We start from the raw sequence: 20,289 nt of genomic DNA on the forward strand, positions 1-20,289 counted from the left end.
AGCCGCGCTAGCGATTTGCGGGGCGGCCGGTGGGTGCATCCGAAGTCGGATCAATTACGTCGGGATGCCGGAGTGCCCCAGCACGTGCAGCAGGCCGTTGGGATCGAGTTCGTCCCATGCCTGGGCGAAGATCTCCGACTTGAGTGCCTGGCCTTCGGATTCGGCATTGAGCACATCGGCGATCTCGTCGAAGCCGTAGTACAGGACCGACAGCGGGGTGGTGGTGATCAGCACGCTGTTGATGGCGGCCTGTGCGGTGTCCTTGTCACCCAACAAGGCCTGGAACAGGGACGGCAGCAGCGTGGTCAACGGGATGACGGCGTTGAGACCCGGAATCATCTGGGTAACCCGCCAGTTGGCCTCGTAGACCTCGCGAATCAGCGGCTGGACCTCCGCGGGGAATGCTGCCACCAGCGCCTTTTCGGCGGCCAGTGCCGCGGCGGGCATCCCGACGGGATCCGGGTCGTCGGCCCGCAACGGATCGGTCGCTCCCTGGGGCAGACCGATGCCGGAGTCCGAGTTGCTCTTGCTGGCGGTTGGTGTGACGGCCGCGGCGAGCACCACGTTCTGCTCGGCGGCGGCGCTCTCGGCGGGGTCCGGCGGGTACGGCGGCGGCGTGCTCGTCGATAGGGGCAGCCCGGACTCGCCGCGGATGTGCAGCAGTGCGAACGGGTCCAGGATGTTCCACGCCGTGGAAATGGCCCAGGTCTGCAGCTGCAGGGCCTGCGCTTCGATGTTCAGCACGTCGGCGATCTCGTTGTAGCCGTAGTAGAGCACCGCGACCGGGTGGATCGTGACGATCAGGTTGTTGATGACCCGCTGGGCGGCGAGCTTGTCGCCCTGCAAGGCGTTCGGCAGGTCGGTCACGATGTTGGTCAACGGCACGACCACGTTGACCCACGGGATCATCTGGGTCAGGCGATAACCGAGCTCGAATCCCTCGCGCGACACCGGCTTGAGCAGGTCGGGGAAGACATTGATGAAGGACTGCTCCAGCGTCCAGATCGGGCCCGGCATGTCCTGGGGCGCCGGCTCCGGCGGCATCGGCCGGAACGGGTTGGGGCTCCACGGCACCGCGGGCGTGTCGGCGTTGGCCACCGGGGTGGTGGTCGACGTGGTGTCGGTGGTGTTGGTATCGGAGACGGCGGCGGCGGCCTTTGGCGCCGCCCGACCGGTGCCCTGGAAGAGGCCTTGCAGCTTCTCGACCTGGGCGGCCTCGAACACGGCCGCGGCAGGCTTGGCGACGCTCGACAGCGCCGGGATCTGTGAGACCGCGCTGACGTCGGCCGCGGCGCTCTTCACGCCGTCGCTGGCGTTCGCGGCCTTGTCACCCACCTTGGACACCGGCTTGGCCCGCTTGGTGGCGCCGGTCGCCGCCTTCTTGGGACCGGAATCGACCTTTGCCGAATCCGAGGCGCTGGAGGAGTCAGCCTTGTCGGTGTCGGCGCTTGCGACGCCCTGGCTGGCGGCCGCGACGGCTGCACCTACCCCCACCGCTACCGCGACCCCGCCGACGTAACCGACGTACTTGCTTGACCCCATTTGCTGCCCCTTCGCTAGCTTCACGGGCATAGTAAACGACCGGGCAGGTCAGAACCACCCGTACAGGTGGATGAGGTCGGTCCCGATGCTTGCCCTCCGGCAAACCCAGGGTTACGCGGCGGTGTTGTCGGCGGTGCGCGGGACGGTCGCGGCTGGCCCGGAATTCGAGGTCGGCGACGGTTTGCCGGCCCGGCGGTGGCCCGCTCCAGGCCGCGGCGAATCGGCGTCGATGGCTGGTGGGGCGCCGGGTCGGGCGTCGGCGCGGCGTCGTCGCGACGCGCCGCGTGTCCGCGCCGGGACCGCCGCGGCGCGCCGTGCTTCCTTTGCCAGCAGAGCGGGTAACCGGGCCGAAGTTCTAGAGGCGGTCGGTCGCGTGACGGGGTGCGGCGCCGGCGGCTCGATTGCCCGTGGGACAGCGCCTCGAAGACGACACAGCACCGTTGTTTGCTGGGGGTGATGTCGTCGACGTGGCGGCCGTTTATGCAGCTCAACGGTGGCGTGGGGCGACCTCACCGGAGGGCGATCCGGCGACGGTGCCGACCTGACGCCCCCGGATACGCCCGCGCCGAGGATTCGGCTTTATGGTTTAGCGGTGCCCGATATTGATCGTCGAAGCCTGATGCTGATGGCGGGGTTCGGTGCAGTCGCCGCTGCGCTGCCAACCCCGGTGGCCGGAGCCGCCCCCCGCCCCGAAGCGCCGGCCCCCAACGCCACGACGCCGGCCTACCTGTTCCACGACGAGTTCGACGGGCCGGCCGGCTCGGCGCCTGACGCATCGAAGTGGCACATCGCCAAGGCACGTGAGCTCATCAAGAACCCGGTGTTCTGGGACCGCCCCGAGAACATGGGTCAGTACCGCGACGACCGCGAGCACGTCTTTCTCGACGGCAACTCCAACCTCGTCATCCGCGCGACGCGCAACGACAACAAGTACGTCAGCGGCAAGGTCGTCGGCAACTGGTGGGGTGGCATCGGAACCACCTGGGAAGCCCGGATCAAGTTCAACTGCCTGACCGCGGGCGCCTGGCCGGCCTGGTGGCTGATGAACGACCATCCCGAAGTGGGCGGCGAGGTCGACTTGGTCGAGTGGTACGGCAACGGCGAGTGGCCGTCGGGGACGACGGTTCACGCTCGTCTGGACGGCACGTCGTTTGCGACGACTCCCGTTCGTGTGGATTCCAATTGGCACACCTGGCGGGTCACCTGGAACGACGCCGGGATGTACTTCTGGCAGGACTACGTCGACGGGGCCGAGCCGTACTTCACCGTTCCGTCGTTCTCCCTCGACGATTGGCCGTTCAACCTTCCGGAGTATCGGGTGTTCCCGGTGCTGAATCTGGCGGTCAGCGGGTCTGGCGGCGGCGATCCCCGGCCCGGTACCTACCCGGCGGAGATGCTCGTCGACTACGTGCGGGTCTGGTAGGACCTACGCCTTGAGCCGCGGTCAGCTTGCACCCGCCGCGATCACCTGATCCACCTCGGCTGCCCGGCTTGCCATTTCGGCGTGCGCTTGGTCCAGTGCCTCGGCCTGGTCTTCGTCGGCCTTCATCAGCGCATCGATGTCGAAACCAGCCATGTCGTGAACGCCCATGTCGCGGAACGCCTTCTGTACCTTGTCGCCCCACAGCCCGATGTCCTTGACGATCGGCACGATGCGGCTGAACAGGTGTGAGCGGAACTGGATCATCAGCGGAGAGTTGTCCACCCACTCCGCGCACTCCTTGACGTCCAGGCCCAGGGTTTCGAACACCTCCTCGCCGCGGAACCGGTCGCGCATCAGGTAGCAGGCATCCACGACGAATTCCTCCCGCTCGCCGCGTTCGGCATCGGTCAGCGCGGAGTAGTAGTCCTTCAACGAGATTCGGCCGAAGGCGACGTGACGGGCTTCGTCCTGCATGACATAGGCCAACAGCTGTTTGGCCAGCGATTCCGGCGCCGCCAAGTCACGCAGTGTCCCGAAGGCGGCCAGCGCCAGTCCCTCGATCAGCACCTGCATGCCCAGATAGGGCATGTCCCAGCGTGAGTCGCTCAGGGTGTCGGCCAGCAGGGTGTTCAAGTTCGGATTCATCGGGTAGACCAGGCCGACCTTCTCCTGGAGGAACCGGGAGAAGGCCTCGACGTGCCGGGCCTCGTCCATGGTCTGGGTGGCCGCGTAGAACTTGGCGTCCATATCGGGGACGACCTCGACGATCTTGGCCGCGCACACCATCGCCCCCTGCTCGCCGTGCAGGAACTGCGAGAAGTTCCAGGCTTGGTTGTGCTGGCGTAACTCGGCGCGGCGCTTGTCGTCTGCGGCCTCCCACACCGGGCTGCCGAACAGCGGATGAAACTCGTCGGGCAGCCCCACCGGGTTCATCGGGTCGACGTCCTGGGCCCAGTCGATGCGCGACTGGGCGTCCCACTGCTTGTCCTTGCCCTTCTGATACAGGGAGAGCAGCCGCGAGCGCCCCTCGTCGTACTCCCAGGTGAAACGCGCGTCGCCAGCGCTCGGAACTTGCCAGAAGAAGGGCTCGGGAACCTCGGTGTACTTGTCCCTGGTGGTCATGAGCTGCCGCCTCTCTCCCGTGCGCTCGGGTGGCTGATGTGACGACTCTCACAGTGCGCCCGGTGGGGCGGCGACGTCAAGGATCGGCCGATCCGGTGGCGCTGGACACCTGTCCAGTTAGCCCGTACGTTGTGTGACACCACTCACAGACAGTTTTCAAGGAGTGTCATGTCCGCTGATCAACGCGTCACCTACTGCCGTATCTGCGAACCGATGTGCGGGTTGATCGCCACGGTCGAAGACGAGCGGCTGGTGACGTTGCGTCCGGATCCTGACAACCCGTTGTCCCGAGGGCGGGCATGCCCCAAGGGCATCGCCTTCACCGACATTCAGAACGATCCGGACCGGGTGCTCCATCCGCTGCGCCGAACCGCTGACGGCGGATTCGAGGAAGTCAGCTGGGATACCGCACTCGACGAGATCGCCGCCCGACTCACCAGGGTGCTGGACCAACACGGCGGCTCTGCGGTGGGCCAGTACATCGGCAATCCGGCCGCCTTCGGGTACGCCGCGGGCATTTGGATGGGTCTGTTCGGGGACCGGATCGGGATGGGCCACCTGTACACGGCGGGATCGCAAGACATCAACAGCCGGTGGGTGGCCAGCAAGCTGCTGTACGGCGCGGCAAGCCAGATGCCTTTCCCCGACCTGCCGCGCACCGACTTCCTGCTTATGCTGGGCGCCAATCCCCTTGTCTCCCACGGCAGTGCCCTGCGCGCGCCGCGGATCAAAGATGACCTGGCCGATATCGTCAGGCGCGGCGGACGTGTGGTGGTGATCGACCCGCGGCGCACCGAGACGGCCAAGTCCTATGAACATCTGGCGATCCGGCCCGATACCGACGCCTGGCTGCTGCTGTCGCTGCTGAACGTGGTGTTCGAGGAGAAGCTCGACAAGCCCGTCGCCGCGCAGCAGGCCCGCGGACTCACCACGTTGCGTGAGCTGTGCGCGGATTTCGTCCCGGAACGCACCGCGTACTACACCGGGCTGGCGGCGGACACGGTGCGCCAGCTGGCCCGCGACTTTGCCGCCGCACCGAGTGCGGCCGCCTATGGCCGTACCGGCGCATGCCTGGGTCACCACGGCACGTTGGTCAGCTTCCTGCTCGACGCATTGACCGTGGTCACCGGAAACCTGGACCGGCCCGGCGGCAGCCTGATGTCGCACGCGGTGATCCCGCTGGAGGAGATGGGTGAGCGGGCCGGCAAGCTCAGCTACGCCACCAAGCATTCCCGGATCGGGGGATTCCCCGAGGTGTTCGGGGCTTTCCCCGCAGCGGTGATGGCCGACGAGATCACCACCGCGGGCGACGGCCAGCTCCGCGCGTTGTTCGTGACCGCGGGTAACCCCGTGTTGTCGGTGCCCAACAGCAACGAGCTGGAGGACGCGATCGGGCAGTTGGATCTCCTTGTCTCGCTTGACTTTTACGTCAACGAGACGAATCGCCACGCCGACTACATCCTGCCGTGCACCACCATGCTTGAACGCGACGATCTGCCGATTGTGTTCGCCTCGTGCAGCCCGTCGGTGTTCGTCCAGTCCACCGAGGCGGTGGTGGCGCCCTACGGCCAGGCCCGCCAGGAGTGGCAGATCTACGACGAGCTGGCTCGTCGAATGGGTTTGTCGCTGTTCGCGACTGGGCCCATGCAACGGCTGAATCCGGTGCTGGCGTGGTTGGACCGCCGCGGGCTGCGGATGACGCCGCGCACCGTGATGTCGCTGCTGCTGCGGACCGGACGCTACGGCGACCGGTTCGGGCTGCGGCGCGGCGGGCTGAACTTGCGCCGGCTCGCCAGATATCCGCACGGGCTGCTGCTGGCCAAGCACACCCCCACCGGGGTGCTGGCCGAGGTGGTGCGCCATGCCGACGGGAAGGTTGACCTGGCGCCGCCGGAGATCGTCGCCGAAGTGGGCCGGTTGCGCTACCGCACGCCCGACCCGCAGTTCCCGCTGCTGGCGATCAGCCTGCGCGAACTGCGCTCGCAGAACAGCTGGATGCACAACAGCCCGACCCTGATGAAAGGCCAGCGCCGACACCGGGTCAGGATCAACCCGGTCGACGCCCAGGCGGCCGGCGTCGGTGACGGCGAGCAGATCCGCATTATCTCGGCGCACGGCGCGATCGAGACCGAGGCGCTGGTGACAGACGAGATGATGCCGGGCACCATCGCCATCCCGCCGGGCTGGGGACACCGCGGCGGCTGGCAGTTGGCGAATGCGGCTGGGGGTGCCAACGTCAATGAGCTCACCTCGAACCGTGTCGAGGACATCGAAGTGCTGGCCGGGATGTCAGTGCTGAACGGATTTGCGGTGCGCGTGGAGCCGGTAGCGCTTGGCTCCGACGGGGTTAGCCGGGCGGAAGCGGTCCGGTCGGATCCGCGTAGCGGCGCGGTTCGGTGATGGCCGAGCCCCGGCTGTCTGGCGATGTCGACGGCTGACGACCGCACCGTTGCCGCCGTGCACCAGTAGTTCACCTGCCGCTGGTATTCGTTTTGCGTGATTGATACCTATCACCTGGAATTCGGCTTGCGGATCCTCGCTGGTGTCGGCCTTGGCGGCGCGATTGGTTTCGAGCGGCAGTGGCGGTCGAAGATGGCCGGGCTTCGGACCAATGCGCTGGTCAGCTTGGGTTCGGCGCTCTTCGTCATGATGGGTGCCTACGCGTTCGGATCCGGCGATCCGACCCGGGTCGCTGCCCAGGTCGCATCCGGTATCGGCTTCCTCGGCGCCGGCGTCATCATCAAACAGGGCGCCAGCATCTCCGGACTGAACACCGCGGCGACGCTCTGGGCCTCCGCCGCCGTCGGATCGCTCGCCGGCGCCGGCATGTTCGTCGCCGCCACCGGTGGCACCGTCGCGGTGATCGCCGCCAACGTCCTGCTGCGTCCCCTGAGTCTGGCACTCGACCGTCATCGCAAGCTCGGCACCGAAGGGGGCCAGACCGAATACCGGTTCGAAGTGCGGTGCCGCGCCGAGGCGGAGAGCGAGGTGCGCGCACTGGTGGTTGACGCCATCACCCGCCCCGAGTTCGCAATCCGGTCGATCTCGGCCGAGGACCTGGTGGCGGAAAACGAGGTGCGAGTGGTGGCGGTCGTGGTGGCCGAGGACCGCAACGACCATGCGATCGAGGAGGCCCTGGCCAACGTCATCACCTCACCCCCGGTCACCGCGGTTCGCTGGACCGCGGAGGACTTGAGCGGTGTCGACTGATTTCTCGTCTCGTTAGTCCGAGATAGATCGATAAATCGGACTTTGGTGTGCGTTAGTCCGGGTTACGAGGGCGACCATTCATGGGCGCGCGCCCACGAAAATAGCTCTGAACCCCCAACGGGGTTCAGAGCTATTCCGATGCCCTGGTCAAACTGGAGCCGATGACGGGAATCGAACCCGCGTATTCAGCTTGGGTAGTATTTTCTGGGATCGAACGAAGGTTCGTATTAGCGCGGGTCAGATATCGCTGGTCCGACAAGAAACCGTACTTTAACTCTACAAACTAGGCCATTCTGAGGTCCGTCTAGGCCGACGCAGACCGGAGTAGGTACGAGCCAGAACGGCGCGGTCGGGGGTACAGGCAGCTTGTCGATGGGTGCCGAGCCATGTATTCCCGTACTTGTGGCGACCCGCCCCGCTGAATCGAGTTCGGCCTGCCAGCTTCACTAAGCTGTGTCCGGGCCTGTCCGCCGTAGATATCTGGCACGATGATCGAAAAAGACTGACACGACAGGCAGGCGGGTAGACCGCAAGCCATGGGACCCGCACCGTAGGGGAATATGCGATGGCTCTGATCACGGGTTTTACGTACCGGAGCGACAGAACGGTCAGTTACAAGACGCGCGTGGATTGTGGATGGACGTGCGACCGGGGCGAGGGGCTTCTGCAGTTGGAGACGTACGCGTCCGATGGGACAACTAGCCAGGTTCTGCAGCTTGACCAAGCGCGTGCCGCCGAGCTCATGGGAATCATTGCCCAAGTCTTTCCTCAACTTTCTTCGCCTTGTACAACCCGCTCGGATCGGGACGCCTGATGGACGCGGTGCTTGATGGGCCGGAAAACCTTGATGCCCTTGCAGCTGAGGACGCGCACGTTCGGGCGCTGGCACGGATCATCCGAGATACACCCTCGTTGACATTGGAGGAAGCTGTCGCTGAGCTTTCAGAGACGGGCAATCCTGAGAAGGCGGAGGCCGCAGCTAAAAGGATCCGCGAACTCAACGAGCGGATTCGCAACGCGCAGATCCCGACTTCAGTCGTCGCTGGCAATATCGAATCCTGGTATCCGGGACCGCGGGCTGCGGACAAAAACTGGGCGGCGCTCGTCGAAATTCTGAATGGCGAGGGCTGGAACGATCACATGATCGCCGACCTCGACAAATCGTCAACAAAGGTCGTCGCCAACCTGCCCAATCCGGCCGGTCAAGACCAATACCATTGCTGCGGATTAGTTCTCGGCTATGTCCAGAGCGGTAAGACCACAAACTTCACTGCGGTAATCGCCAAAGCCGCCGATGCCGGCTACCGAATGTTCATCGTGCTTTCAGGCATCCATGACGCCCTTCGGCTGCAGACACAGGATCGATTGAATGAACAACTTTGGGAGCGAAACAGCAATATCTGGCACCGCCTTACTGACGAGGAGGACTTCAGGCCGACCGCGAATGTTGACGCCTTGCTTTCCACCCAGCGGCAGTGCGTCTTGGCGGTTGTAAAGAAGAACGGATCGCGACTCCGAGCTCTCAAGAATTGGCTGTTCTCCGCGCGCCCCGAAGTCCTTGCAGCTTGTCCCATTCTGATCATCGATGATGAAGCGGACCAAGCAACAGTCAACACCGCCAAACCCGATCGGCAGCCCTCGCGCATCAACGGGCTCATCCGCGACATAGTCAACAAGGTCCCAAAATCTGCCTACGTCGGCTACACCGCAACGCCTTTTGCGAACGTTCTCATCGACCCCGGTGACTATCAGGATCTCTACCCACGCGATTTCATTGTCGATCTGCCGCGCCCACTGCCATATATCGGTCCCGAGGCCATTTTTGGCCGCGAACCATTGGACTTTGATGACATCGACGTCGAAGACGACGGTCACGACTTCGTTCGTTCAGTTCCAGTAGACGAGCTCGATGATCTCAAGCCAAAAGGCGCAGCCAAGCGGCATGAGTTCGATCCACGAGTAACGGACAGTCTTGACGAGGCCTTGCGTTACTTCCTCATGAGCACGGTCGCGCGTCGAATTCGCGGAAAAGGCAACCGCCACGCAACAGCGCTAGTTCATACTTCTCAACATATCGATGTTCACGAACGAACCGCTGATGCCATCCGAGACCACCTCGACCTGCTCAGAAAGCGGCTTGAAAGAGGTGACGAGGCTCTACTGCAATCGCTTCGAAACCAGTGGGAAACCGAGTGTGACCGAGTTCCCGCCGCTGATTTCGGCTTGGAAACAGTGAGCTGGGACGAACTTGTCGATGGCCTAACATCCGTCACTGAGGCAGCAGAGGTAATCGTAGACAACTCCAGAAGTCCAGAGCGGCTGTCGTTTGACGACAGCAATCCGCGCGTCATTGTCGCGGTAGGTGGAAACACCCTCTCCCGAGGGCTGACTCTGGAAGGACTGGCGGTTTCTTTCTTCGTTCGAACCGCATCGGCGTACGACACGCTGCTGCAAATGGGCCGCTGGTTCGGCTACCGAAATGGTTATGCGGACTTAACCCGCATCTGGATGACTGACGAGATGCGGGGCTGGTTCCACCATCTCGCCACCGTGGAGCAGGAAATCCGTTACGACGTTGAACGACTCGAGGTGGAACACCTGACTCCTGAACAGTTCGGCGTGAGGATACGTACACACCCGTCTCTGGCGATCACGTCTGCTGCGAAAATGCAGCATGCACGCACCGCAGAGGCCTCGTATGCCGGCCGCCGCCTGCAAACGATCCTATTCGACCATCGCGAACCAGAGTGGTTGGGCGACAACATAAGAGCCACACGGACACTCCTCAACTCGATTGAGCCAGAGAAGGAATGGAGTCCGCGCAATGGGATCAAGATCCTCGAAGGTGTCGATTCGCAATTCATTGTCAGCTTCTTGGCCGTGTACCACTTTCACGAAAACAGTCGTGATTTGGATAGCGCATTGATCAGTCGTTACATCCTCGATCGGCGCGAGGAAGGAGAACTCCTCCGCTTCAACATCGCAATCATGGGTCGATCCTTGCAGTCGGACTACCTGGGATCAGTCGATCTCGGAACCGGTGAGGAAATCGGCTGTATCAACCGAGCAAGGTTGCTTCAGATCGGAACAAACACATACGCGGACATCAAGGCACTCATGAGCCGCAATGACCGTGTCATTGACATTCGCCTTCCTGAGGGCGCCTTGACCTCTGACACAAAACCTGCCGAATTGGCGAAGTACCGCAGCAGTCCCACTCAAGGCGGCTACGGAGATGGTTCGGGTCTTCTGTTGCTATATCCCGTGTCAAAAGACAGCCGGCCGGTGCGGGGTACAGCTAAGACCCGTGAGCCATTAGACGCTGTGGACCACGTCATGGGGGTCGGATTCGTCTTCCCCGAAAGCCGTTCCACAAGAGCCAATGTCGAGTACGTCACTGCCGACGTCGCCTCCATGCCCGAAGTTGAAGTCGACGTTCCGGACGAAGCCGACGAACCAGTCGACACGGAGGCCGAACTGGGGTGATCGACGAAGTTCGCCTAGCGTACGCGGCGCTCGCTAAACATGGGATCCCTGAGCAGGGCGGTCTCGCCACACTCGCCATCGACTCAGTCGATGGCGCCTATGTGGCAATGGACGAGAACTCCCGTCAGCATCTGCTTCTGGAGACTGATTCAAGGGTCGAAATCGATCCGCGGGTAACAGCTCTGGCTGTCTCGACCCGCCCGCTGCAGATCGCCGGCCTCGAAGTACTTGTCCTCGATGTCACTTGCCTCTTCGCATCGTTCTCCGAAGTGTTCGATCATTTCGCGGCAGCCGTCATTTATCGGATGGCAGACACTGGCGAGAGTCCAGCGGATGCGGTAACAACTGTGCTCGCGCGTTGGAGAAGCTTTCTCGTTCCGCCTGCTGGGCCGCCCAGCCTCGACAAGATCGCAGCCGCTCTCGGGGAGCTTCTCGTCGTGCGCGACGTGGTGAGAATGTCTGGGCGCGTTGACATAGGCTTTTGGTCCGGCCCTTTTGGCCAGCGCCATGACTTGCGGGGTGGCAACACCGCTATCGAAGTGAAAACGACCCGCGCTCACACCGGCTATCGCGTCACGATCCACGGCGAGGATCAGCTATTGCCGCCGGATGGAGGCGACCTATACCTCCATATTGTTCGCCTTGAGTCGGTTCATCACGGACAACTGCGCATGACGGCAGTAGTCGACGAACTTTTGGACGCGGGAGTGTCGGCAGAACAGCTCTTCCATGCACTGGCCTCCAGTGGAATTCCAGTCGTGGATCTGCCCGCAACCGATGGCACGCGATTCGAGGTGTTGGAGCGCGTAACCCTGCCGGTCGACGATCACACACCCCGCATAATCCCAGCGTCGTTTACCGGCGGGAAGCGCCCAGAGGGCGTCGTTGATTTGGCCTACGTTATCGATCTTTCCCACGTCACCGCACGGGCATTGCTGGAGGAGGAGTACGAGGCGCTTGCGGCCTCGATCGCGGTTGGTGTACCCGCGTGATGGCCATGCAGCGCTATTCGGAACCGTATAACGCAACTGGCGGCTTGGCGGCCATCGGTGTGCTGAACCAGCTAGGGCGTCCAGACACTGAGCCACTCGAAGTTTTGGTGCGTGAGGCCGTGCAGAACTGCTGGGACGCAAAGCGGCCGGATTCACCGTCGATCCGTGTCGCAATTGGCCGTTCGACCCTCGACCAGGCTGGTGTCTCATTCTTGAGGGAGTGCGTTCTTGTCGACCCGCCGCCAGGTCTCAGGCTTGGCAGTGAGATGCGCGTTGGAATGCATACGCTCTACTTCGCCGACTTCGGTACTTATGGCCTTTCAGGACCAACCCGCGCCGACCGCCCCGGTGAACCGCGAGACTTCGTCGATTTCGTTCGGAACATCGGTCAGCCCCCCGACAAGGATTTTGGTGGCGGTTCTTTCGGCTACGGGAAGGCTGCTTTCTACATCGCAAGTACGGCTCGTACGGTTGTTATCGACAGTCTTTGCAGGACTGACGACGGCGGCACTGAACGAAGGCTGTTGGGTTGTGCGCTTGGGGAAACCTTTGATGTCGACGGAGTTCCCTTCACAGGCCGGCACTGGTGGGGTCGGCTGGAAGGTGGTGTCCCCGAACCCGTAACGGGAAGTGACGCCGAAGAGATCGCTAGTGCACTGGGCCTGCCTCCCAGGGAAGGCGCGGATGACCTCGGGACAACCGTCCTCGTCGTCGCGCCAGCGATAACGATCGAAACGGCCGATGGTACAGACGCCACAATGGAGTTCATCGCAGAGGCGGTTAGTTGGAACTTCTGGCCTCGAATGATCGACACTCCTGGTGGCGCCCAACGCACCATGAAGTTTTCGATCAGCGACAACGGCAAGGCAGTACGCATCCCGAATCCGCGCACGCACCCACAGCTCCGGGGATTTGTCGAGGCAATGGACCGAGTGCGCCAAGAGCCTGACGGGAGTGTCGCGGACGAATTCGTCATCGACTCCGACGTCCGCAGCCTCCGCCCCCCGAGGAAGTTGGGAAGGCTGGTAATTCAGAAGGATCCGGTTGCGCCCGCTGATCTACCAGACAGAGTGGTCCCCCTTGGAGCACGCCGTACAAGCGGGTCTGTTCACCACATCGCATTGATGCGCGCGCCGGAACTAGTCGTCACCTACTTCGAGGGAGCTATGTCTGCGACCGGCCGCATGGGCTATGCGGGCGTTTTCAAGTGCGCGCTCGACATGGACGATGCATTCAAGGCTGCAGAGCCACCCACCCATGACGACTGGGTGGCGCGGTCAGTCGTCGATAAGCAGTCCCGTTCCTTTGTCAGCATAGCCCTGGAGCGTATCCAGGCACAGTGCCGACTTGCGGCCGGTTACAACGCCACGGTCCGGCACCTCAGCGACGCGGACGCGATACCTCTCGGGGAGTTCGCAGATGCGCTCGCCGCACTGATGCCCGGACAGGAAGGACCAGGAGCGCGACGTCCCACCGCGCAGCGATCGTCTGCCAAGCGGCGGCGTCGTGCCCCCGGCCACAGAGACATCGATGTAATAACGGAAGACGTGTGGGTAGACGGCAACCCTGAGGCGGCGGGACCGCAAGCAGGGAACCCCGGTGAGGCTGAGAATGCTAGCCAGAGCGCGAACGGTGTAACTGCCGGCGACGGTTCAAATGTATCTGAGACGCCGCTTCCGAGGCCAACGCCGTTACCCCAGACAAAACCTGGCGGTACACCGACGCCGGCGATATCCGCCGATGGGACGGCGGTGATCGCGTATCCCTTTGAACTCAGAACGAGGGGCAACCGTGTCCGCCTCGAAGCTGCGGTAGAAGTCATGACAAACGATGGCGCCCAAGTGGAAACCGAACCACCAGTCGGCTACGAGCCGCCGGCGGTTCATGCCTGGGTTGCACCTTCGGGGTTGCGCTACAACTCATCGCCAATCTTTGTGGGACCTGATGACGCAGATGGACACTGGACTGTGGAAATCGATCTCCGCGAGGAGATGATGCGTGTCGACTTAACAGTGGAACGCGCATGAAGACACCCAAGGCTATTCCCTACCTTCTGCCACCAGACACCGTCGTCGCCGTTCAACCCTGGTGCTTCACCGACGGAACCGAACTCGGCGATCGACTGGATCACTGGGACCCATTCGTCGAACTGGACCTCATCCGAACGGTCGAGGTTGACCTAGATGAAGCGCGTAACTCCTGCGGACTCCCAGACGGCGCAGCCTTCGCATTGGTTGCGACGTGGTCTTCTAATAAGACCCGCATTTCCGGCGATGGAACACTCGTCGAGCTTGGAGACCTCCGCGGTACCGTCCGGACTGCGCTTACGCTGAACGTTCCGGGCAGAGAGTCCGGTGGTCGGGTGACACTGAGAACACGACTTGTCCTTCGATATCCCGGTGTAGAACCGTCGCCGATCTCTCCGCGGCGGATCGGTGCGATTCTCTGGGACGAGGAATGTCATGTCGCCGTGGAAGGTGGGGCTGCCCGATTCCCGATTACAGCGGCGGACTTCAACGCCATTCCGTACTACCCCAACACCGCGGCTTGGATTCTTGAGTGGGATTCCAATGATCTGGAAGCGCCGGTTCTGGGGGGACTGCGCCTCTTGGTCAATTCAGGCCATGAGTCGATTCCCGAGATGTTGCGGTCCGGAAGTTCTGATCCGAGAGCGGGAATGCTCCGGTCGTTCGCCGCATTGGACGTCGCTAGATCACTCATCGCGGGAGCGCTTCGAAATGACCGATTCGTCGACGACCCCGAAAGCTATGACGATGGCACCGTAGGTCGCATGATCTTCGAACTCATCGCACTCTGCTGGCCCGGAAAGCCAATTGCCTCGATACGGTCCCTCATCAACGAGGACGCAGATCGCGTAAATGCAGAAATTCAAGCCCGATTCGGGATCTTCGCATGATCGTCTTGCCGCGAATTGCGAAACACTCGGTCGCTGAGATTCTCCGGGATGAGCTGACCGCCGGTCTCGCCGAAATCTCAAGCAGGATGCCGGAACTCACTGCGCCAGTTACTTACACGCCTGTAGGTGGCCAGCGCATCGAAATGAGTCAGCTGGAGCGATTACGAGCGGATGTTCTTGAAGTTGCCCGTGAGCACGGAATGCCTGACCGAATCATCGACCCGTCATCGTTCGAAGGTCGCGTAGCGCGGCTTCTCCACGAAACATTGCCGATGTCTGCGAACGAAGCCTCCAATGAGGAAGTGTGGAGCTACCTGACTTGTTGCTGGTTGCTCGACGTGGCGGTTTGGCGATTCGGCGTTGATGCTGATGAACGAAGATTCGTCGGCAATGTCAACCGGAATACCTTTCGCCGGCTCTGGTGGCGAGCCGAAATACTTGGTCCAGATATCGATTTGACCAAGCTGGGTGAGGACGAACTTGTCAACATCATGGAGCGTCCAACCATCGCAAGCGACCGTCGTCTAGCGCGATACGTGGCCCTCGAATTCCTAGCCCGCGTGGACGAGGGAGCGGCCGACTCCCGCATGCGGCTAATGCGGGAAGCGATGAAGCGGCTCCTCCGGCTCACGCCATTGGTCGCATTCCCTGCACTAGCAGATGATGAACTCCGCGCGGTGGTAGAGAACTGCTTCACAGCCGCTGCCGACGGTCTGTCCGGCGGAGAGTCCCGTGCCACAGGCAGACACCGGCAAACGGATGGCATCGGCGCCGCGCCGAGCTTGCGCGGGCTGCCGCCTGTCAGCGCTGGAGTCATTGTGGTTGAGCGCATGACGATCTCAGATGGAGATGGGGCCGGCACTTCGACTGATGGCGTGAGTCCCGACTTCGAGACTGCCGCAAGCACAGCATTATCCGTTGCGCGCCGCGTCGGCCGTGTCACCAACACGAGCTTGCGCGAACTTGTTCCCATTACATCAGCGGAGGCTCGCGAGGTGCTGCAAAGCCTCGTACGGGATGGTCTGCTCGCTAGCCGCGGGGTCCGGAGGGGCACTTATTACATCCTGACCGAGTTGGCGGCGGCTGTCGATCAAGCATGGCCGCCACCATCTGTCACGGCCGCCAGCATCGATGCACATGGGGAGATCGAACAGAGCGAGGCATTCAATTGAGATCCGGCTCAGCGTCATCGGCCGCGCCCAACGGAGATCCAACAAGTGGGACGAAGCGCCGGGGACCGGCAGCCCTTAGCGACGTTGTGAGCCGACAGATGAGCGCCATGCCAAACAGGGACACCGGCACGGAGAGGGCGCTCAGACGCGAGCTCCACAAGCGTGGCATGCGCTACCGCACGCATCTCAAGACGCTTCCCGGTAGGCCGGACATTGCATTTACTCGCGCCCGTATCGCCGTGTTCGTCGACGGCTGCTTCTGGCATCGTTGCCCCGATCACGGGACCGCTCCAAAGAACAATGGACAGTGGTGGGCCGACAAACTCGAAACGAACGTCGCGAGAGATCGGCGCAATGACGGTGAACTGCGGAAATTGGGTTGGATCCCGATACACGTCTGGGAGCATGAGGACCCAGCCATCGCTGCCGAGACGATCTTGCTGCTCTGGGGACGTCGCGTGCAGGAAATGATGGGGAGCTTAACCGGCGATGTCGGCCCGCTATGAGATCCTGGACTCAGGAGTAGAAAGGGGACGATATGGCACGCATTACGGCAGTTGCGCCGTCCGCAGCTCGTCTCACCGACTCGCTGCGCGACATTGGCTACGACTTCAGCTCGGCCGTTGCCGATCTCGTTGACAACAGCATCACCGCCGGAGCGACACAGGTCAACATCGTCATAGAGTTTGAAGGCGAGCGGTCGCGAGTGCTCATCGCTGACAACGGCCGCGGAATGACGGTGAACGGATTGACCGAGGCCATGCGCTTCGGGAGCCGGCGCGCTTATGCACGCGGTGATCTAGGGCGCTACGGGCTAGGACTGAAAACGGCCTCGCTATCCCAGGGACGATCGCTAACCGTTGTCACGCGCAAAGAGGGAGTTCGCCGGCCGATCCTTACAAGACGGCTCGACCTCGATCTGGTAATCGAATTCGACGACTGGCTGATCATTGAGCCTGAGCGAACCGAGGTCATCGATAGTGCTCGGAAGCTCCTTGAGGACGGATCGGGCACGGTGGTCGTCTGGGAGAAGCTTGACCGAGTAGTCCCTTCACGCAATGCGGCTGGCGGCTGGGCGCGCAGGCGTTTCGAGACGATGGCTGACAAGACCGCCCAGCATCTCTCCATGGTATTCCATAGGTTCTTGGCGGACGAAGCGAAAGCTGGCCCCGTGGTGATCACCGTCAACGGGAAGAAACTTCATCCGTGGGATCCCTTCGCACGTAATGAAAGATCAACGACAGAGCTCGACGAAGAGGTCTTCGAGATTCAGCATGGTGATACGACTGGCTCAGTAACTTTGCGCCGGTATGTGCTACCAGGGCGCGATCAATTCAGCAGCCATGCCGAATTCGACAGGCACTCAGGTCCTCTGAAGTGGAATCGGCAACAGGGTCTATACACCTATCGTGCGGACCGTCTCGTGCAGTGGGGCGGATGGTTCGGTATTCGCGGTATCGACGAGCACACCAAGCTGGCGCGCGCGAGCGTTGATTTCGACACAGACCTCGACTCGGCCTTCAACATCAATGTGGCGAAGATGCGCGTGTCAATCCCCGGACAACTTCGCCAGATGATCGAGCGACCTATCAACGAAATGTGCTCAATCGCAGACGAAGTTTACCGAAAATCCTCGGGTGCCAAGCCGAGCGATGAGAAGCAGAAGGCAGGAAGTGACCACATCGCTCAAGCCTCCGATATTGGATTGGCGCTGCAGGCCGCGGCACTTGAGGCCGGTGAGTACAAAGCGTTCAAGAGGATCGCGACTGTGCTTCGGCGGACAGATCCGGATGTCGCTGCTGCGCTTGGCGTCTGATCTCCGGAAGCGACAGCCGCAGACTTCAGATTCCGTCGCGGGCACAGTGAGCGCTAAGCGGGCACTCAACGCATGCCGGCTGTTCCGGTCGGCATAGGCTATTCGCAAGCTCGATCAAGCCGAGATGCGCATGACGAGCCTCAGGCCCAAAGCCCACCATCCGGGCAATTGCCATCCGGCCATCTGTCATCTTGTTCTTGCGATCAACGCGATTAGCTTGGAACCGCCGGGCGACTCGAAGTACCCCCTTCGTCACGAGAATTGGCTCGTCAAGCCCCTCATCTTCGTGACCGCGTGATCCGCCCGGAACCGCCAGCACCGCGAGATCGATCACTGAATCATGCAACGCTGTGGAGCACTTGATCTCGTCGGCTTGGCCGTCCAGCAGCCCTGGCGCCTCATTCAGCTGATCTGCCAAAGCCAGGATGGCCTGCGCCCGATTGAGACGTCCGACCGTCCGCGACATATCGAGCAATCCTTCGCGCAGGTCGGAATAGGACGCTGGCCGCCGCTTCGCCGACGGTGCAAGCTTTTGAACGGTCGGCCACAGTCGGCGAACAACCCGCGGACTTGCGCGGTCAAGAAGAATCTCTCCCGCGACTACCTCCCAGCGCGATTTCACGTTGAGCCAGGGCAGCGTGAGGGAATCCGCTCGTTGTCTGAACCACTTGGCGAGCTCTCGGCTGGTGTCCTTCGTGCTGATCCCCGGATCTTCGGCATTCGCTAAAGATTCCAAAACGGCTGTCCCGATGACGAATCCGAGTTGCGGTGGAACCGCATTGCCAATCTGACGGAATGCCGCGGAGGGCGGTCCATCGAAGCGGAAGTGATCGGGAAAGGTCTGCAGCCGAGCAGCCTCCCGAACCGTTAGTGTCCGGCTCTGCCTGGGGTGGATGTACCAGTAGCCATCCTTTGCGATATGAGCGGTGATCGTACGGGACAAGTCATTCTCATTCAGACGGTTGTACTTATCATCGAAGATGTCCCCTCGATAGCGCTGGTGTTCAGTGCTCAGGTCTGTGTATTTTGTATCGTGCGTCATGCCTTCAAAGGCTTCGCGGTCGTCGTCGCGGACAGGCCGCGTGATGTGGTCAAAGATCTTTGCCGCGTGATTTTCCGCTACAGTCGAACGCATTTCGCGTTGGAACTGAGTCAGCGGCCCACTGTAGTCAGCCCAACCCTCCGCACCGCCCTCGGGGCGCCAGCCACCTTCGACTTCTGGAAGATCACCAATGGCGTTCCACACGGTGACCTTCTGGCGGACCTCTGATGGCCATGTGAACTTGATTTCCCCCTTGAGCGCCACGAGAAGAAGGCGCTGTCTGAATTGCGGCACTCCGTACCGCCAGGCATCGACGACGCGTTCCTCAACGCTGTATCCGAATTGCTCTAAGAATTCGACGATGCTGCGCAAGATAAACATGTCGCGATCGAGTGCCATGTCAGGCACGTTCTCCATAATCACGGCACGCGGCTTTGCCACCCGAATGATCTCAAGAAACGAGAGCCACAGGTCGCGGCGTTGGTCGCGCCGATCCCGTAGCCCCGACTCGACCTGATGGCGGATCATCGAACGGCCCGCTTTTGAGAATGGCTGACACGGTGGACCACCCGCGATGAGATCCACGTGAGCCGCTCGGCATAGTTCGGCAACCTCGCGCACCACCTCTGGGTCAGCAAGGTCCCAGTCCACCGACATGCCGCCAAAGTGGTGTGCGTGAGTCCGGTTAGCGAACGGCTCGTGGTCAGCGCCGAGGACCACCTTGTAACCGGCCCTCTCCAACCCCAGGCTCAGCCCACCGGCGCCACTAAAGAAATCAGCGGCCAAACGTTTGCCGTCACGCCGCAGTCCCTCGGTGTACTTGAGGAACACCTCAATGTCATCCGTGTGTTCTCGGTGCTGGGCAAGATTGAGGAAGGGACCGCGAACCAGCCGGACACCATAACCGCTGCTCTTCCGGGCTTCTTGGGTCTTGGCCGACACGACGTAACCTTAGCCGGAATGGCCGACAACTCCGCGGCAACACCGCTGACAGTGGGCCTCACCGGAAACCTAGGGTGATCCGACGCCACGTTCCGGTGACGCAGGTGGCGCCCATCGGAAGGGCCTACCCATTCGGTATCCAGACGCTCGACAGGCCGACGAAGAGGTATCGGCAGCCGGTCGAACCCTCGTTGCGGGCAGTTCACCTCTCTGCTGCGCGAAGGGGGGTCATTGCATGGTCGCCCGCATCGTGTAGGGCTGATAGTGTCGGCGCCACGTGATGAACCCCCGGGTTTGATGTCGCTTCCTCCTGTGAGAAGGATGGCGTGGATGGCTAAGCATTACCCGGTCGAGCAGCGTAAGCGTGCGGTGAAGATGGTGCTCGATCATCTCGGTGAGTACCGGTCGGTGTATGCCGCCTGCCAGACGATCGGCCCGAAGGTCGGTGTCGACTTCCTCGACGACCACGCCCGCTACGCCCTCTCGATCACCGCGCACCGCCGCGTCGTCGGCGCGATCGTGCTGACCGAATCCGCAAAGCCGTTGAACGCCATGGTATCCCAAACCCATACTCCACGCTCACAGCCCAACGAGGGTTCAGAGCTATTCCGATGTCCTGAGACAT

General features: G+C 62.1%; 13 protein-coding genes. 10 read left to right on the forward strand and 3 right to left on the reverse strand.

What is annotated here, in order from left to right; all coding sequences use genetic code 11:
* Nucleotides 1-54: 54 nt before the first annotated feature.
* On the reverse strand, nt 55-1,542 hold the full coding sequence (locus ADBZ9K_RS25590; protein ID WP_526625040.1) for a hypothetical protein: 1,488 nt from the start codon (nt 1,540-1,542) through the stop codon (nt 55-57).
* 601 nt (nt 1,543-2,143) lie between these two features.
* Between ADBZ9K_RS25590 and ADBZ9K_RS25595 the strand changes: the two genes are divergently transcribed.
* Nucleotides 2,144-2,965 carry a glycoside hydrolase family 16 protein gene (locus ADBZ9K_RS25595; protein WP_526625637.1) on the forward strand — a complete coding sequence of 274 codons (822 nt, stop codon included), beginning with the start codon at nt 2,144-2,146 and terminating at the stop codon, nt 2,963-2,965.
* Between the two features lie 21 nt (nt 2,966-2,986).
* On the opposite strand, the gene ADBZ9K_RS25600 is transcribed toward ADBZ9K_RS25595, so the two are convergent.
* The gene (locus ADBZ9K_RS25600) at nt 2,987-4,087 is read right to left on the reverse strand and encodes a ferritin-like domain-containing protein (RefSeq protein WP_526625041.1); all 1,101 of its coding nucleotides are present in this window, start codon (nt 4,085-4,087) and stop codon (nt 2,987-2,989) included.
* A gap of 168 nt (nt 4,088-4,255) precedes the next feature.
* Between ADBZ9K_RS25600 and ADBZ9K_RS25605 the strand changes: the two genes are divergently transcribed.
* From ADBZ9K_RS25605 to ADBZ9K_RS25645, 9 genes are all read left to right on the forward strand, one after another.
* A complete protein-coding gene (locus tag ADBZ9K_RS25605) occupies nt 4,256-6,487 on the forward strand; it encodes a molybdopterin-dependent oxidoreductase (protein ID WP_526625042.1) in 2,232 nt (743 codons plus the stop codon).
* A 96-nt stretch (nt 6,488-6,583) separates the two neighbouring features.
* Nucleotides 6,584-7,297 carry an MgtC/SapB family protein gene (locus ADBZ9K_RS25610; protein WP_526625043.1) on the forward strand — a complete coding sequence of 238 codons (714 nt, stop codon included), beginning with the start codon at nt 6,584-6,586 and terminating at the stop codon, nt 7,295-7,297.
* Between the two features lie 813 nt (nt 7,298-8,110).
* Nucleotides 8,111-10,783: a Z1 domain-containing protein gene (locus ADBZ9K_RS25615; RefSeq protein WP_526625044.1), complete on the forward strand. Its 2,673-nt coding sequence runs from the start codon at nt 8,111-8,113 to the stop codon at nt 10,781-10,783.
* The gene (locus ADBZ9K_RS25620; protein ID WP_526625045.1) at nt 10,780-11,775 is read left to right on the forward strand and encodes a PD-(D/E)XK motif protein; all 996 of its coding nucleotides are present in this window, start codon (nt 10,780-10,782) and stop codon (nt 11,773-11,775) included. Before ADBZ9K_RS25615 ends, ADBZ9K_RS25620 begins: the two co-directional genes overlap by 4 nt.
* Nucleotides 11,776-11,882: 107 nt before the next feature.
* On the forward strand, nt 11,883-13,802 hold the full coding sequence (locus ADBZ9K_RS25625; RefSeq protein WP_526625046.1) for a hypothetical protein: 1,920 nt from the start codon (nt 11,883-11,885) through the stop codon (nt 13,800-13,802).
* On the forward strand, nt 13,799-14,692 hold the full coding sequence (locus ADBZ9K_RS25630; RefSeq protein ID WP_526625047.1) for a hypothetical protein: 894 nt from the start codon (nt 13,799-13,801) through the stop codon (nt 14,690-14,692). Before ADBZ9K_RS25625 ends, ADBZ9K_RS25630 begins: the two co-directional genes overlap by 4 nt.
* On the forward strand, nt 14,689-15,864 hold the full coding sequence (locus ADBZ9K_RS25635; protein ID WP_526625048.1) for a DUF6339 family protein: 1,176 nt from the start codon (nt 14,689-14,691) through the stop codon (nt 15,862-15,864). The genes ADBZ9K_RS25630 and ADBZ9K_RS25635 overlap by 4 nt, the downstream gene beginning before the upstream one ends.
* Nucleotides 15,865-15,971: 107 nt before the next feature.
* Entirely contained in the window at nt 15,972-16,370 is a 399-nt protein-coding gene (locus ADBZ9K_RS25640) for a very short patch repair endonuclease (RefSeq protein WP_526625638.1), read from the forward strand.
* Between the two features lie 32 nt (nt 16,371-16,402).
* A complete protein-coding gene (locus tag ADBZ9K_RS25645; RefSeq protein WP_526625049.1) occupies nt 16,403-17,680 on the forward strand; it encodes an ATP-binding protein in 1,278 nt (425 codons plus the stop codon).
* Between the two features lie 25 nt (nt 17,681-17,705).
* Here the strand turns inward: ADBZ9K_RS25645 and dcm are convergent, their stop codons facing one another.
* A complete protein-coding gene (dcm, locus tag ADBZ9K_RS25650; protein ID WP_526625050.1) occupies nt 17,706-19,664 on the reverse strand; it encodes a DNA (cytosine-5-)-methyltransferase in 1,959 nt (652 codons plus the stop codon).
* Between the last annotated feature and the right edge of the window lie 625 nt (nt 19,665-20,289).

It is taken from the genome of Mycobacterium sp., from assembly GCF_965229265.1.
GTDB lineage: Bacteria > Actinomycetota > Actinomycetes > Mycobacteriales > Mycobacteriaceae > Mycobacterium.